The organism is Gottfriedia sp. S16(2024) (assembly GCF_050473765.1).
In the GTDB taxonomy this organism is placed as follows: domain Bacteria; phylum Bacillota; class Bacilli; order Bacillales; family Bacillaceae_G; genus Gottfriedia.
The window spans coordinates 3,661,066-3,678,284 of the sequence record NZ_JBFLUO010000001.1 but is presented as its reverse complement, the minus strand read 5'-3'; the positions used below and the strand labels follow the sequence as shown (position 1 = coordinate 3,678,284).

Here is a 17,219-nt window from a genome sequence, read left to right as displayed (position 1 = left end):
TTTAAAACAGGAAAAGAACTCGTAATTAAACGAGTCCTCCTCATAAAAAGTTATCATTCAGTGATCGATAAAAATTCTTCAACGTCTTTAAGAGATAGTTTTACTGCCTTCTCCCAAAAATCACGTTTTGTTAAATCTACACCTAAATGTTTTTGAGCTAATTCTTCAACTGTCATAGAAGCTGTATCTTTTAGAAGGGCAATATATTTCTGTTCATAGCTCTTGCCTTCTTCCAATGCTTTTGCATAGATTCCTAATGAGAATAAGTATCCAAAAGTGTAAGGGAAGTTGTAGAACGGCACATCTGTAATATAAAAGTGTAGTTTTGATGCCCAGAAATGTGGATGATACTCTTCTAAAGCCCCACAATACGCTTCTTTTTGAGCTTCTTCCATCAGTTCATTTATTTTATGTTTACTTACAACACCATTTTTACGCTCTTCGTAAAAACGCGTTTCAAACAAGAAGCGAGCATGAATATTCATATAAAATGCAACACTACGTTGGATTTTATCTTCTAATAGAGCTAAACGTTCTTGATCTGAACTCGCATTTTTAACAGCTGCATCAGCTACGATCATTTCTGCAAATGTAGAAGCTGTTTCAGCAACATTCATTGCATAATATTTATTAAGCGTATGGACGTCTTTCATCGCAAATGAATGGAAAGCATGACCTAATTCATGTGCTAATGTTGAAACATTTGAAGGTGTTCCTGAATATGTCATAAAAATACGAGATTGACTGCTCTCAGGGAATCCTGTACAGAAACCTCCAGGACGTTTACCTGCGCGATCTTCTGCTTCAATCCAAGAGTCTTCGTACGCCATCTTTGTAAAACTAGTTAATTCATCACCAAATTTACCAAATTGATCTAATATAAATTCTGCACCTTCAGAATATGAAACGGAAGAATCAATATCAGCAACAGGCGCATCTAAATCATACCAACTTAATTTCTCAACGCCTAGTAATTTAGCTTTTCTTTCTAAATATTCAACAAATGGAGCTTTATTGTCGATTATCGCGCCCCACATTGAATCAAGTGTTTCTTGACTCATACGATTGATCGATAATGGTTCTTTTAATACATTATTCCATCCACGTTGTCCATATACACTTAAACGGAAACCTGCAAGATGGTTTAATATTTTAGCGAAGTAATCTGACTCATCACTCCATGTTTCTTCCCATTTTTCGAAAATCTCTTTACGAACATCGCGTTCCTTAGAAGAAAATAGATTTGATGCTTGACCAATAGATAAAAGTTTATCATCATGTTCGATCTGCATTTTTCCAACAACAGTGTCGTACATTTGGCCCCATCCGTGATATCCGTCAACTGAAAGGGCAGTAATTAATGCCTCTTGTTCAACTGATAATAATTCACTAGCATGTTGACGACGCTCATTTAATGCGAAAGAAATTTCCTTAAACTCATCAGTTTCTAAAATATTTTTCCAAACAGAATCTTCAATTTTTGTTAATTGACTATGGAATTTTGTTAAACAAGTAGAGAATGTTGCATAAAGCTGTGTTAATGTTCCTTCTAATAAATTAGCTTTTTGATCTCCCATATTTTGAGCTTGTAAACAGCCAACAAATCCACCAGCTTGCGATAATTTCTTTCCTATTACTTCAATATTACCTATGATATCAGCTAATTCCTCGACCTCATCACTACTTTTAGGAGCAGAAAACAAAGAAACCTGTCTCTCTATTCCTTCTACTAAATTAGTAATTTCTTTTATGTATGTTGCAAATGCAGGAGATTCACTGCCTCCTTTAAAGAAAACATCTAAATCCCATGTAAGTGAATATGTATTGGTTGACATACGACCCCACCTTTTGGTTTTATAAGTACATTTGTTATTATACATTATTCAAAATATTTAGTCTAATCATACTACTTTTTACCAATTTTAAATCCTACACAAGTTTGTTGAATTTTGGTTTACTCATACATTTTGTCTATTTATGAAAATATGAAATGTTAAAATGTTTCCATTTGAAGGTAGTTTTTAGTAAATTTTAGTAGGTTTTTGTACTTAAATTCAGGATTTGTAACACATTAAATTATACGCAAATGTTACAAAACCTCTCGATTTGTTACATAGTTTTTAATTCTAAATTAATAAAACCGATCTTATTTGTGATAAAAAAGTTTATTTTTCTAGTCAATTTCATACCTTTTTGAAGAGTTTTTACTGTTTAACCTTCTCCCTATTACCATTTAATTTCGGCTCAAAAGTCCTTTAAAATCAAGCATCTAAGCTCAAAAATTAGCGATAAACAATCTTAAATTGGAATTGTGTCGAAATAAGCTGTAACTATTATGCAGAATTTATAGAATATTATAAAAAAAGGTAATATATTTGTAATATAAAATAAAACTACTGAAATCTTACTGTCACATTTCCATGGTAAAGTATTATACATAGAAGACGACAGGAGCGGGAAATATGAAAAAATTGATGACATGTTTTGTTACTACTGTTTTTCTAACAATGGGATTTACGACAAATACATACGCAGCAACTTACAAAGTTAAATCTGGTGATACTTTATCTGCTATCGCTAAAAAACAAAAGGTAACAGTTTCTCAGATTAAATCTTGGAACCATTTAAAATCAGACCTTATTAAAGTAAATCAAGTATTGCAAATTAAACCTGCAACTAAGAAAACAACGACTAAAAAAACAACAGCTAAAGCTGCTACACCTTATAAAGTAATTAAAATGAAAGCTACAGCTTACACTGGTAGCTGTAAAGGATGCAGTGGTAAAACTGCTACTGGAATAGATTTAAAAAAGAATCCAAAAGCAAAAGTTATTTCTGTGGATCCAAAAGTAATTCCACTAGGTTCTAAAGTATATGTCGAAGGTTATGGCTATGCAATTGCTGGTGATACTGGCGGTTCACTAAAAGGAAATAAAATTGATGTATTTATCCCAAGTCAGAAAAATGCCCAAAAATGGGGAGTTAAAACAGTTACAGTAAAAGTTTATAAAAAATAAAAAACGAGCCGTTAATTCGGGCTCGTTTTTCTATTTCTAATTCCAATTGGATTTAAGTCAAATAATCGCCGATCTAATTCAGATAAGAATTCATTTCTCTTTTCCTCATTCGATTGAATCTCTAACATCTTTAATTTTACGATTAATTTTCGAATACTTTTTCTTTGAAACATTTCCAATGTATAGATTTTGTATGGCTCAAACCAAAGTTCCTTTTCTAATAAGTAAATTTTCCCTTGTATTAATTCATCATCTTTCTCATGAAAAGGATAACCAAAAAACTTTTTTGGCAAATAATCAAAGATCCACTCAACAACTATTTGAAAGATTAATTGAAATAATATTCGAAAAATAAAAAACAAAATTTTCAATACAACCTCGTGCATCGTTTTATCCCCTATTCCTTATATTACCAATAATTTTATCATTTCTTTAGTACATTAAAAATAACGATTTAATTACATAATTTTTAAAAGCATATTTTCCGTTTTAGATATAAATAATAAAATTAAATATTTTGTTTTGGAGATGAAACCTAATGGAAGATAAACGCTTTACGATAACTGGGACCGACATTAACGAAGTGAAAAGAAAAAATGCAAAGTCTGGTTTGACTTATAATCAGGTTAAACAATTACTTGCAGAAAAATATATGAAAGAACGGGAAAAATAAAGAATTAGTCATACCTTATTCTTATTTATTGTTATCTCTTGATTTTCACGTAATTTATTTACAGATCATTTCTTATTTGCTGTTTTAGTGATTTTATTTGCGATTTACCTTTTTTATTTGCACTTTAGATTTAATTGCAGTTCCCAACTTTTTATTGCAGTTCCACCTTTTTATTTGAACTTTCACAGATTTCAATTGCAGTTCCATCTTTTTATTTGCAGTTTCACAATTTTTAATTGCACCTCAAATAGATCTCAAAAAGAAACCACCCAACTATCCATTGTAGTGACCCCATAAAGTTAGACTGGTTACTTCAATTAGGCAGCTTGTTGGGCATGAACTCGGTATTTTACTGGGCTCATGCCTTTTAATTTTGCCTTAATTCGTTTGTTATTGTAGTAATCTATATATTTAGCTAGTTCTTGTTTAAAGTGTTCAACACTGTTAAATTCTTTTAGATAAAGTAGTTCAGATTTCATGATACTAAAGAAACTTTCTATTACTGCGTTATCGTAACAGTTTCCTTTTCGTGACATACTCTGCGTGATACCACGTTTAATTAAGGTAGTACGATATTTTTCCATTTGATAGTGCCAGCCTTGGTCTGAATGAATTAGTAGTATATCGGAATCTGTTAAACGTTCAAGAGACTGTTCTAACATAGTTGATACAAGTGAATAAGTTGGACGTGAACCAATTGTATAAGCAATTATTTCACCGTTATATAAGTCCAACATAGGTGAAAAATATAGCTTTTCTCCAAATAATTTAAATTCAGTAATATCTGTAACCCATTTCTCATTTGGTTTATCTGCTTGGAAATTTCTATCTAAAATATTAGGCGCAACCTTACCCACTTCACCTTTGTAAGAGCGATATTTCTTTACCTTTACAAGTGATTTTATCCCTAGTACTTTCATGAGTCGTTGAACTTTTTTATGATTTATTTTATAACCACGATTCGTAAGCTCGTCTCGAATTTTACGATAGCCATAACGACCTTCATGTTCCTCATAAATTTCTTTTATCATTACTTTTATCTCAGTGTCTGGATCAGGACGTTCTAGATTTTTCATCCAATAATAGTACGTACTACGCGGAATACTGGCGAGCAGTAGAAGTTCTTTTAACGAAAACTCATGCCTTAATTCACAGACAACTTTTACTTTGTCTTGTTTCGTGATTTTTCCTTGTTTTGAACTAAGGCATTCAACTTTTTTAGATACGCATTTTCCATGCGCAAACGTTCTATTTCAGCTTGAAGCTCTTCTACTGATCCTTTAAGTGGAGTTGTTTTCTTTGTTTCTTTTTTCATGGAAGATCGCCCCTTTTTCTTTGATTCTAGGGCGTCTTGTCCTTGTGTTTCAAATTGAGTCCTCCATTTTCGAATCGTTCTAGGGGAAGGAATATTGAAAATTGCAGCTGCTTCATTCGGTGACGTCCCGTGGTCATTCATATACTTTAATACGTTTAGTTTAAACTGTACCGAATAACTTGTATATGACTTTTTAAGCAAGCCATTAATCCCATTTTCCTTATATTGAGCTACCCAGTTTCTCACTTCAGCATGGGACGTTCCAAATAACTTACCAATAGAACGAAAACTTTCCTTACCTTCTAAATAACGCATAACTACCGCTAATTTATGTTCAGTAGTAAATTTAGTCATAAAAAATGCACCTCCAAATGTTAGTCGTGTCTAACATTTGGGGTGCACTTCATAGTTGAGTGGTTTCTTTTAATTCGAGTGGATTGAATGTTTAACTGTTGCACCATTGTTTTCTACTTTTATTTCACTTACATCACAATTTGGAAATAAACGTGTAAAATAGTTGATTGCTTCAGTACAGCCTTCGATTGAAACAAATGCTAGTACTGTCGGACCGGCACCACTTAATACAAATCCATGCACATATTCAGGTAATTCGATTTGTTTTAGAGTGTCTAGCTCTTTTACAATTTTGCATCGATATGGTTCGTGAAATAGATCTCGTTTCATCATATCGCCTGCTAATGGCCAATTTTCCGTTAATAGTGCTAAAACTAATATATTACTATAGCTGCTAGATTGGATAGCATCCTTATAAGGAATCGTTGAAGGTAATATATTTCTTGCATGGACAGTTTCTAATTCGTATTTTGGAATAATTGCTACTACTGCTACTCTATTTAATTTCGAGTGTTGGATATAAGCTTTTCCATCTATAAAAGTCCCAATAACTAAGCCGCCATAAAGTGAAGCACCGACATTATCCATATGACCTTCAATTGAAGTTGCAATTCTAAGCTGTTCTTCTATAGATAATTGAAGATTACAAAGTTCATTCGCTAAAATAATGCCACCTACTATTGCTGAGGCACTACTTCCTAAACCTCTTGTTAACGGAATATTACTTTCAAGCTTTAAATGACATGTTGGCAAAGATTTATGATTTGCTTTTGCAACATCAATTGCAGTTTTTAAGATTAAATTAGTCTGATCAAGTGGAATATCTTTCAAATATTCACTAAATCCTTCACAACTATATTGATCGTGATCATATACATCAATTGTTAAGTATCGATCTAAAGCGATACCAATCGAATCAAAACCAGGTCCTACATTTGCAGTGCTTGCAGGAACTGTTATTTGGAAAAGTTTTTTCATATCGAAACCACACCTTGTAAATGTTCTAATACAATTTTTTCTTCATTCGGTAACAAAATTGGTTCAATTTTACTTGTTTGAATTGCGATATCTGGATCCTTTAATCCATTACCTGTTAAAATGGCTACTACTTTTGAGCCTTTTTTGATTACACCAGACTGTACTTGTTTAAATACACCAGCAATACTTGCACATGAACCTGGTTCTGCAAATACGCCTTCTTTTGATGCAATCCATTTATACGCTTGTAAGATTTCCTCATCTGAAACACTATCAATTGCACCGTTTGATTGCCCAATTGCATTTACTGCGTGCTCCCAGCTTGCCGGGTTGCCAATTCGAATAGCTGTTGCAATTGTTTCGGGATTTTCAACCTTTTTATTATTAACAATTGGTGCTGCACCTTCTGCTTGAAAACCATGCATTTTAGGTAATTGATAACCTTTTGAACGGTTGTATTCGTTAAATCCTTTCCAGTAAGCTGTAATATTCCCTGCATTTCCGACTGGAATGGCTAAAATATCTGGAGTTGCTTCCAATTGCTCACAAATTTCGAAAGCAGCTGTTTTCTGCCCTTCTATTCGATATGGATTTACGGAATTTACTAGTGTGATTGGTTCAGTCTCACTAATTTTTCTTACCATTTGTAATGCGTGATCGAAATTTCCATCAATACTAATTATATGTGCTCCATACATGACAGCCTGCGCAAGTTTACCATATGCAATTTTGCCATTAGGAATAATAACAAAACATTTCATACCAGCTCTTGCCGCATACGCTGCAGCGGCGGCAGATGTGTTACCAGTCGATGCACAAATAATTGCTGAACTTCCTGCTTCCTTTGCCTTAGCAACTGCCATTACCATCCCACGATCTTTAAATGAACCAGTTGGGTTTAGCCCTTCTAATTTAACAAATAATTCAATTCCCCACTCTTCTGATAAGCGAGGTAAAAATAGTAATGGCGTATTTCCTTCATTTAAAGTTAATTTTGGTGTTTCTTCATTTATAGGTAAGAAACTTGAATATTTTTCAATTAATCCTTTATACATCACGATCTTCACCTGCAATTCGATAATAGCTACGTACTTCATCGACTACATCAGATGTCTCTAAATTTTCAATTACCTTTTTGTATGCTGAATATGAAGCATGGTGTGTTACTAAAATAATTTCAGCAAGACCTTTATGCTTTAATGGAACTTGAATGATTTTCTCAAAGCTTATATCAGATTCTGTAAAAATTGAAGTAATTTTTGCGAACGAACCTAATTGATCTTTTACTGTAAAGCGGAAGAAAGATTTAAAACAAATCTCATGATCTTCTTTTAATTCTTTTGGATATTGTGGTAAAACAGCACTTGTACCGTTAACACCTAATCTCATATTTTTCATTACTGCAACTAAGTCTGATACGATTGCAGTTGCTGTTGGTAAACTACCTGCACCAGGTCCATAGAACATCGTTTCTCCTACAGCTTCACCATATACATAAACTGCATTAAATTCATTGCTAACAGATGCCAATGGATGATTATGTGTAATTAAAGTTGGTCCAACACTAACTTCAATTCGATTATCGTTTCTTTTCGCATAACCGATTAATTTCATTGTATAACCAAAGTATCTAGCAAAATCAATGTCTTCTGAAGATACTGAACTAATTCCACGTACTTGCACATCTTCTAGTTCAACATCCATTGAAAAACCTAATTTAGCTAAAATCGTCATTTTTCTCGCAGCATCTAAACCTTCAACATCAGATGTTGGATCTGCTTCTGCAAAGCCGAGTTCCTGAGCTTCTTTTAATACATCGTCATAGGCCTTACCTTCGTTGCTCATCTTTGTAAGAATAAAATTTGTCGTTCCATTTACAATTCCCATTAGCTTAGTTACACGGTCTGAAGCAAGACCATCTACTAAACTACGAATAATAGGAATACCACCAGCAACGCTAGCTTCATAGAATAAATCGCATTTATTTTCATTTGCTACACGGAGTAATTCAGTACCATATAAAGCCATTAAATCTTTATTAGCTGTAACTACATGTTTTTTATTTCTAAGAGCATGAAGTATGTATTGTCTAGCATCTTCAATTCCACCCATTACCTCTACAACAACATCTATATCAGCATCATCTAAAATTTCATAAGCATTTGTCGTTAATAATTCCTTCTGAATTGAAATTGATCGTTCTTTATCAGGGTCCTTAACAAGAACCTTTTTTACTTGTACAGAACAACCGATTTGATGAGCTAATCTGTCCTGATGATTTTCAACAATTTTTACAACACCACTTCCAACAGTTCCAAGTCCTAATAGTCCAATAGATATACAGTCCTTCATATGATCTCCTCCGTTAAAATTTGATATTATTTACATTATGGGAATGTTTTATGAAAATAGCAAACACTTTTTTAAATTTTCCAATTATTTTTATTTAACATTTGACGAAATTATGAAACCTAAATTTTAAAATCATAAATTGTAAGGGGTTTCTTGATAAACGTAATAATTTAACCAATTTGAGAAAAGTAGATTAGCATGGCTTCTCCAACGTACAATCGGTGGTTTTTCCGGATTATCATTTTGAAAATAGTTTTTTGGAATAGTAATTTCCGCTCCTCTTTGTACATCTCTTTCATATTCTGATTTTAAAGTATTTATACAATATTCATGATGTCCAGTTGCGAAAATTTGCTTTCCGTCCTCACTAGTAACAAGATGGACACCTGCATCTTCTGATAGACTTAAAATCTTCAATTCTCCTATTTTATCGATGTCTTCCTTCTTAACTTCAGTGTGTCTTGAATGCGGTACATAATACTCGTCATCAAAGCCACGTACTAGTTTCACAAAGCGATCCTCTACTGTATGTGGGAAAACACCAAACATTTTTTTATCTAATGTATATTTAGGAACACCGTAGTGATGATAAAGACCCGCTTGTGCACCCCAACATATATGCAATGTAGAAGTTACATTTTCTTTTGTGAAATCCATGATTTCTTTAAGCTCCGACCAATATTCGACTTCCTCAAACTCAAGTGTCTCAACTGGAGCACCAGTAATAATAAAGCCATCATATTTTGTATTTTGAATTTGTGAAATTGTTTTATAAAAGCTTGAAACATGCTCTTCTGAAACGTTTTTTGGCTTATATGATTCAGTACCGATTAAATCGATATCTACTTGTATAGGTGAATTTGCAATTAAACGTAATAATTGTGTTTCGGTTTCAATTTTAGTTGGCATTAAATTTAAAATGCCTATTTGAAGCGGTCTTATATCTTGCGACTCCGCTCGCTCTTTGGTCATATAGAAAACATTTTCTTTCGTTAGTATTTCCGTTGCAGGTAGATCTTTGTTGATAATTACAGGCATTTTTTCCACTCCTCTTTTTTCTTAGGAAAAAGGCAGTAGAATGATGCATGAACTATTTCTACTACCTATTTAACTATTTATACTAAATTTTGGTTTTATTGAATTAAATGAATAATTATTCTCTCTTTTTAAACTGAAAAATATCTTCCATCTTTATGCGAGAATACCATTGCAGTTACAGATGCTTCTGGTAGCATCATAAATCCTTCTGTCAGATTAATCCCAATTTCATTTGGATTAATTAACTTAAATAGCTTTTCTTGATCCTCAAGATTTGGACACGCAGGGTAACCAAATGAAACCCTGATTCCTTGATATCTTGCTTTAAAACGCTCAGACATTGTGAAATCTGGACGATCTGGGAATCCCCATTTTTCTCTCATTAGCATATGAGTTTTTTCAGCTAAACCTTCTGCTAATTCTAAAGCTAATGAGAATAAAACATGACTCTTTAAATACTCTCCTTCTTGTTTCAATCTTTCGGCAATATTTCTTACTCGTGGTCCCGATGTTACAGAAAAGAATCCAACATAATCCATCTCTTCACCAACAGGATTTAAAAAGTCGCTGATACAAAGATTTGGTTCTTTTCTTTGTCTCGGAAATTGGAAACGTTCAATTGGTTTTTTCGTTTCAGAGTCATAGATAATGACATCATTTCCCTCACTTTGAGCAGGGAAAAATTGATAGATTACTTGGCAATCAAAATATTCATTTCCATCTTTTAAGAATTCTTGAACTAAATCGTATAATTCTTGACCACGTTCTTGATTTTCCCATTTACCTTTAACCCCTAAATGATGTCCTATTAACATTTGGTAATTAATAAAAGGTGCCACTTGAGCTACTGGAATATTTTTTATGACCGTTTTGCTTAATGATGAAGGAACTAAGCAATCTGACTTTTGTATTGCTGATCTCTTTGTACTAACTTCAGGAACTGGCAATTCAATAATATTGTCTATTTTTTTAATTGCTTTTTTCTTTTCTTCTAATGCTTTTAATTCATCTGGATTAACAATTTTATTTGCTAAGTCTAAACCAGTCATCGCGTCATTTGAGTAAACTACTAATCCATCGTAAATGGGTTGAATACGGTTTTCGGTAAATTTTCTAGTTAATGCAGCACCACCAACTAATATTGGGGTGTCAATCCCTGCACTTTTTAAGTCACCAGCAGTAATAACCATTTGTTGAGCAGATTTTACTAATAAGCCTGATAATCCAATAATGTCTGGTTTGTTTTCACGAATCTTTGTAATTAAATCATCTGGACGAATATTAATGCCTAAATTGACAACATCAAATCCGTTATTCGTCAAAATAATATCAACTAGGTTCTTTCCGATATCATGAACATCACCTTTAACTGTCGCTAAAATAACTTTCCCTTTTCTAGAGCTTTCAGTTTTCTCCATAAATTGCTCTAAAAAGTTTACAGATGCCTTCATTACTTCGGCACTTTGTAATACTTCAGCTACGATTAATTCATTATTATTGAAAAGTCTTCCTACTTCATCCATACCAGTCATTAGTGGACCATTAATAATATTTAACGGTATGTCACCACGGTCAAGACAGGCTTGCAGATCTTCTATTAATCCTTGCTTTGATCCTTCAATGACACACGCCGCTAATCTTTCTTCAATAGGAAGCTGTTCTTTTGGTTTTTCTTCTTTCTTTACTGAATTTCTAAAATGCTCAACAAATTTATCTAATGTTTCTTGGGACGTATGGAATAATAAATTCTCAGCAAGCTCACGTTCTTCTGCAGGAATTGAAGCGAATCGTTCTAGTTTCTCAGTATTTACAATCGCATAATCAAGACCAGCTTTTGTAGAATGATATAAGAAAACCGCATTTAACACTTCACGACCAGCATTTGGTAATCCGAATGAAATATTACTTAAACCTAAAATTGTTAAACACTCTGGAAATTCATCTTTAATTAATTTAATTCCATCAATTGTCGCTTTTGCAGAACCGATATATTGCGTATCACCTGTTCCAACAGGGAAAACAAGTGGATCAAAGATGATATCTGTCGCACGAATTTTATATTTTTCAGTTAATAGTTGATAACTTCTTTTTGCAATTTCCAATTTTCTTTCTGCTGATACAGCCATACCATCTTCATCAATCGTACCAACAACTACTGCAGCACCATATTTATGAATGAAAGGTAAAATCTTCTCAAATCGCTCTTCCCCATCTTCAAGATTAATCGAATTAATAATCGCTTTACCTTGAATATAAGTAAGTGCTAATTCAATTACATTTTCATCAGTTGAATCAATCATGATTGGAACTTTTACTTTATTAACTAATTGCTTTATGAAATTTTCCATATCTTCAACTTCATCACGATCTGGATCTGCCATACATACGTCGATGACATGGGCACCTTTTTTCACTTGAGCTCTAGCAATCTCTGAAGCTTCTTCAAATTTTCCGTCAGCTATTAAATTTTTAAATTTACGAGATCCAATAACGTTTGTTCTTTCACCGACGAAAAGTGGTCTCATACTATCATCATAGCGAAGTGATTCTAAACCACTAACAGCATGATCCTCCCTTTTTTTAGGTTGACGAGGTGTAATTCCATTTATCGCTTCTTTCATTGCTCGAATATGTTCAGGCGTTGTTCCGCAACAACCACCTATAATATTAATCCAACCTTGTTCAGCAAAATCACGTACTTTGTGCGCTAATGATTCTGGTGATTCATGATAATGGCCATCTTCATCAGGTAAGCCAGCATTTGGATAACAAGATACATATGTCTCAGATAGCTCTGACAATGAACGAACATGATCTCTCATAAACTCAGGTCCAGTTGCACAGTTTAATCCAACTGATATAGGCGAAATATGTTCAATGGCTAAATAAAAAGCATCAATTGTTTGACCTGCTAATGTTGTCCCCATTGGTTCAATCGTTCCAGAAATCATAACTGGTAATTTTATATTTAGCTCATTAAATGCATTACTAATCCCAATACAGGCAGCTTTAACATTTCTCATATCTTGACAAGTTTCAACTAATAAAACATCTACTCCACCATTTATTAATCCAGTTGCTTGTCGATTATATGCAGTAATTAATTCATCAAAAGTCACACCACCTGTAACACTGATTGCTTTTGTTGTTGGCCCCATTGCACCCGCTACATATACCTCTTTACCCGATGCCACAACTGCTTGCTTTGCAATCCTTGCTGCAATTTCATTTAGTTCAATATCTAAATGCTGTAAATTGTAATCGGATAAAACAATATTTGTAGCTCCAAATGTGTTCGTTTCGATAATGTCAGACCCTGCATCTATATACTCCTCATGAATTTCTTGAATAACATCTGGTCTTGTAACAACTAAATATTCATTACAACCTTCATATTCTTCTCCACCAAAGTCTTCTACTGTTAAATCTCTTTGCTGGATCATCGTTCCCATTGCTCCATCAAGAAGTAATATTTTTTCTTTTAATGCTACGTCTAAAGTTTTCATAGTTGAATCTCCTCTTTATTGCTGCTTTTAGTAAATTGAATTAAGTCCTCTGTAATTTCATACTTCAAAAATGGAGTGATAAAATAAATCCCGTTAAATTTATCCTTAACATAATCAATAAGCTCTTTTGCAATTTTTTTACCTTCATCAACTGCTCTCTCGGGTTCAACTGATGAAATTCTATTTCTTACCTCTTCAGATAAAGTAATTCCTGGAACTTCATAATGGATAAAATCAGCATTTTTCTTACTAACTAGCGGCATAATTCCAATAAAAATTGGCTGTTTAATATGACGTGTTGACTCATATAACTTATCAATCGTTTCAAAATCATATATTGGCTGCGTTAAAAAATAATCTGCTCCCGCCTCAACCTTTTTCTCAAGCCTTTTAATTGCGGCATCAAACTTTCGAACATTCGGGTTAAAAGCAGCAGCAACAGAAAACCTCGTTCCATTTCCTAAGCTTTTACCGGAATAAAGCCTACCATCGTTCATTTCCTTAATCATTCGAATAAGTTCAAGTGATGCTACATCGTAAACTGAAGTTGCACCTGGAAAATCTCCTACCCTTGCTGGATCACCAGTTATAGCAAGAACTTCATTTAATCCTAATGTTGATAGCCCCATTAAATGCGATTGAAGTCCGATCATATTACGATCTCTACAAGTTAAATGCGTCAAGACTGGTACATCCAATCTCTGAAGCAGTGATGCCATCGCCACATTCGAAATTCTAGGTGAAGCTAATGGATTATCTGCTAACGTAATTGCATCAGCCCCTGCGCTATGTAATGCTTTCGCTCCTTCAAAAAACTTTCTCGTTTGTAAAGTTTTTGGCGGATCTAGCTCTGCAATGATCGTCGTTCTCTTTTTTGCCTTTTCTGCTAAAGTTTCATTCTTTTGCTCTTCTTGTTTAGGGATTGTAATTTTAATTGTTCTGTTTTTCACTTCTTTTTTTGTAACAGGTTGTAAAGTATCAATCTTACTTCGTAAAGCAGCGATATGTGCTGGTGTTGTACCACAGCATCCACCGATTAGTCTTACACCTTGCTCAATAAATGGTTTTGCCATATCTTCAAAATATTCTGGATTCGATTTGTATACGTATTTTCCCTCATTGTATAAAGGTAATCCTGAATTTGGAAATGCCGATAAATAACCATTCGTTGGTAATGAAACAGTATTTAATGATTCCAGCATATGAAGTGGTCCAAGATGACAATTGATTCCGACTACATCTGCACCTAAATCAATTAAATTAGGAAGAATCTTTTCAATATATTGACCACTTTGCATGACGCCAATTTCTTGTAGTGTCACTTGTGCAATGATCGGTAAATCCGTTCTTCCTCTTAATAGATTTACAGCATCATATAATTCATTTTCATCATAAAATGTTTCAAGCATGATTCCATCTACGCCTTCTTCTAGTAACGCCGAAGCCTGCTCAAGTAGCATCATCTCTCGTTCCAAAGCTGTAGTAAAAGTAGAACCTACATATTTCATTCCACCTATACCACCAATTACTAAAGCTCTTCCTTTTGAAGCCTCTCTAGCATTTCTAACAGCCATTTGATTAATTTGCTTAACCAGCTTTTCCAAACCATATTGTCTCAGTTTTCCAGCATTGGCACCGTACGAATTTGTTTGGATCACTTCTGCGCCAGCATCTATATATTGTTCATGTATATGAATGATTCGATCACGCTCAGTAATATTAAGTTCTTCAAAACAGCTGTGAAGTCCGCCAGAATACAAAAGCGTTCCCATTGCACCGTCACCTAAAACAATTCCATCTTTTAACTTTTCCAATAAGCCCATACAATCACTTCCCATTTATATAAAATAAAAAAACGCCATTCCCTCAAAAAAATGAGAGAATGACGTTTAAGTACAGATCACGCCTTATCTCTCATGTTTTAAACATGCTGGATTTAGCACTTTTTAGCTTTCGCTAAAGTTGCCGGGTTTCAAAGGGCCAGTCCCTCCACCACTCTCGATAAGGATTATTTAGTTATATTCAATATAAAACAGTTTACTATATTTATATGATAAAGAAAAGACATTTATGGAAAGATTTCCAAAAATAAATTTATTTTGTTTACATAATAGTATTATTTAACTATTTTTATAGTGTGCTAGTGCTAATAGCGGATAAATTTCATTATAGCTATGGTAATGAATGTAAAACTGACCAGGTAATCCTAATCCTGTTGGATAAGTTAATGCTTTATTAGGCAATTCACTTTGAGTAGTTAAAAATTTAATCCCTTTTCTAATTACTTCATCCTCTTTATTCCGAATCGAAAGCAAAGTATCGACTGCCCACGCTGTTTGACTAGGCGTACTATATTTTAAAGGAACATATTTATATTTAACAGGCGAAAGACCTGATTCTCCCCAACCTCCGTCTTTATTTTGAATACTAACTAACCATTTCTCAGCTTTTTTAATTGCCTCATGATTTTTAGGAATTCCCACGGCTCTTAAGCCAGTAATCGCTGCCCAAGTTCCATAAATATAACAAATTCCCCATCTACCATACCAACTACCATTTGATTTTTGGTTCTTTAAAAGCCAATCAACTGCCTTTTTCACAATTGGATCATCGTTTGAAATCGTCGTATAATGTCCAATAAATTCCAATATACGTCCAGTTAAATCTGCAGTAGAAGGATCGATGATAGCATCTTTTGCATTTTCAATTGGTAAAAATGTTAACCATTTATTCGAAACATTTTTTTCGAATGCTCCCCAACCACCATCGTCATTTTGAAGTCCAAGTAAAAAATGAACTCCCCTCAACCAACTTTCACTTATAGTTGGTTGTTCCAAAGAACTTCTTGCAAGCGCCCTTAAGACTGCTCCAGTATCATCATTATCTGGAATAAAAGAATTAACGTCAGAAAAGCCCCAACCGCCAGGACTTAAATTTTTAGCATGAACCTTCCAGTCACCATTCATATTTTGTTGTTTTTTGATTAAGTAGTTAATCGATTTCGAAACAATCGGTTCATTTACTTGATAACCAACTTCTTGAATTGCATATGACAATAATGCAGTATCCCAAACTTTTGATGGCGAATTTTGAATATGAAGGCCCGCTTCTGTATCGGCTGCATATGAAAGAAGTCCTTGTAGCGCATTTTGAATGACGGATGAAGTAGCTTCATAACCTAAAGCCATTAAAGCATAAATCATATAAAATGTAGAACTGCCATAACTATAAAAGGTTCCATTTGTTTCAATACGATCTAATATAAATCTTTCAGCCTTTTCATATCCTTTCTGGTGAAAATAGAGAGGATATGAAGCTAGCTTTTTACCTTCTTCAAGTAAAAATTGATAAAAACTCCCTCGCTCTTCGTAAAACCATTCTACCTCACTAGTTTCAAAAAGATAATCAATCGTTAAATCATCATCCAATTTCACTTTAAATCGCTTATTAATACAAAGAATCATAGGAACTAAATGAACTCTAGCATAATTACTTAAATCAAATAAACTTAACGGCATTTTATCTGGTAGTAAAAAATAGCTCATAGGAAAGTAAAATAATTTAGGATAATCAATTAAACCATGAGTAGCTAGAATCATCTTTAACATAAAATGTGTTTTTTTAATCCCACCGTTTTCACGAATAAATTTTTCAGCTTTTTTCATACTTGAATGTTCTTTTGTATACTTTTTTGAGATTAATAAAGCTATGTAAGCTTGTACTGTTGCATTTAAGTTTCCCTCTTTCTCATCCTCGTATAATTTCCAAGCTCCATTCGGATGTTGAAGATTGATGATACGATCAATAATCCCATCAAATATTTTTTGATTTTTGTATTCAAGATCATTCATTAATAAAATCATAAAACTATCCGTTATTAATGAACCTTCAAAACAATATTCCCAAGAACCTTCTTCATCTTGTTTCGTCCTTAGACGTTTAATCCGCTCTTCAATATTTCGTAAAACAATATTTTCGAGGTCCAT

The 17,219-nt window shown here is 33.5% G+C and carries 12 protein-coding genes and 1 riboswitch; of the genes, 2 read left to right on the top strand and 10 right to left on the bottom strand.

What is annotated here, in order from left to right; translation table 11 throughout:
* Positions 1-53: 53 nt before the first annotated feature.
* Complete coding sequence (locus AB1282_RS17345; protein WP_429899647.1) at positions 54-1,835, bottom strand: M3 family oligoendopeptidase; 1,782 nt, start codon at positions 1,833-1,835, stop codon at positions 54-56.
* A gap of 627 nt (positions 1,836-2,462) precedes the next feature.
* On the opposite strand from AB1282_RS17345, the gene AB1282_RS17340 reads away from it, so the two are divergent.
* On the top strand, positions 2,463-3,017 hold the full coding sequence (locus AB1282_RS17340; protein WP_056473241.1) for a 3D domain-containing protein: 555 nt from the start codon (positions 2,463-2,465) through the stop codon (positions 3,015-3,017).
* 11 nt (positions 3,018-3,028) lie between these two features.
* Here AB1282_RS17340 and AB1282_RS17335 read toward each other — a convergent pair whose 3' ends face one another.
* The gene (locus AB1282_RS17335; RefSeq protein WP_056473243.1) at positions 3,029-3,403 is read right to left on the bottom strand and encodes a hypothetical protein; all 375 of its coding nucleotides are present in this window, start codon (positions 3,401-3,403) and stop codon (positions 3,029-3,031) included.
* 152 nt (positions 3,404-3,555) lie between these two features.
* Here AB1282_RS17335 and AB1282_RS17330 point away from each other — a divergent pair, with 152 nt between their 5' ends.
* Positions 3,556-3,690, top strand: coding sequence for a hypothetical protein (locus AB1282_RS17330; RefSeq protein ID WP_056473244.1), 135 nt, complete (start codon positions 3,556-3,558; stop codon positions 3,688-3,690).
* 317 nt (positions 3,691-4,007) lie between these two features.
* Here the strand turns inward: AB1282_RS17330 and AB1282_RS17325 are convergent.
* From AB1282_RS17325 to AB1282_RS17290, 8 genes are all read right to left on the bottom strand, one after another.
* Positions 4,008-5,359, bottom strand: a protein-coding gene (locus tag AB1282_RS17325) for an IS3 family transposase (protein ID WP_429898279.1) whose coding sequence is annotated in 2 segments (ribosomal slippage) — positions 4,008-4,912 and positions 4,912-5,359 — 1,353 coding nt in all. Because the reading frame shifts where the segments join, the coding sequence is not laid out codon by codon here.
* A gap of 69 nt (positions 5,360-5,428) precedes the next feature.
* On the bottom strand, positions 5,429-6,337 hold the full coding sequence (gene thrB, locus AB1282_RS17320; protein ID WP_429899646.1) for a homoserine kinase: 909 nt from the start codon (positions 6,335-6,337) through the stop codon (positions 5,429-5,431).
* The gene (thrC, locus tag AB1282_RS17315; protein ID WP_429899645.1) at positions 6,334-7,392 is read right to left on the bottom strand and encodes a threonine synthase; all 1,059 of its coding nucleotides are present in this window, start codon (positions 7,390-7,392) and stop codon (positions 6,334-6,336) included. Before thrC ends, thrB begins: the two co-directional genes overlap by 4 nt.
* Complete coding sequence (locus AB1282_RS17310; protein ID WP_429899644.1) at positions 7,385-8,689, bottom strand: homoserine dehydrogenase; 1,305 nt, start codon at positions 8,687-8,689, stop codon at positions 7,385-7,387. The genes thrC and AB1282_RS17310 overlap by 8 nt, the downstream gene beginning before the upstream one ends.
* 132 nt (positions 8,690-8,821) lie before the next feature.
* Entirely contained in the window at positions 8,822-9,727 is a 906-nt protein-coding gene (metA, locus tag AB1282_RS17305; RefSeq protein ID WP_335415050.1) for a homoserine O-acetyltransferase MetA, read from the bottom strand.
* A 128-nt stretch (positions 9,728-9,855) separates the two neighbouring features.
* Positions 9,856-13,233 (bottom strand): methionine synthase, encoded by a 3,378-nt coding sequence (gene metH, locus AB1282_RS17300; protein ID WP_429899643.1) that lies wholly within the window; start codon positions 13,231-13,233, stop codon positions 9,856-9,858.
* Entirely contained in the window at positions 13,230-15,056 is a 1,827-nt protein-coding gene (locus AB1282_RS17295; protein ID WP_056477316.1) for a bifunctional homocysteine S-methyltransferase/methylenetetrahydrofolate reductase, read from the bottom strand. Before AB1282_RS17295 ends, metH begins: the two co-directional genes overlap by 4 nt.
* 81 nt (positions 15,057-15,137) lie before the next feature.
* A riboswitch (SAM riboswitch) is annotated at positions 15,138-15,241 on the bottom strand.
* Between the two features lie 112 nt (positions 15,242-15,353).
* Positions 15,354-17,219, bottom strand: a complete 1,866-nt coding sequence (locus AB1282_RS17290; RefSeq protein WP_429899642.1) for a terpene cyclase/mutase family protein — start codon at positions 17,217-17,219, stop codon at positions 15,354-15,356.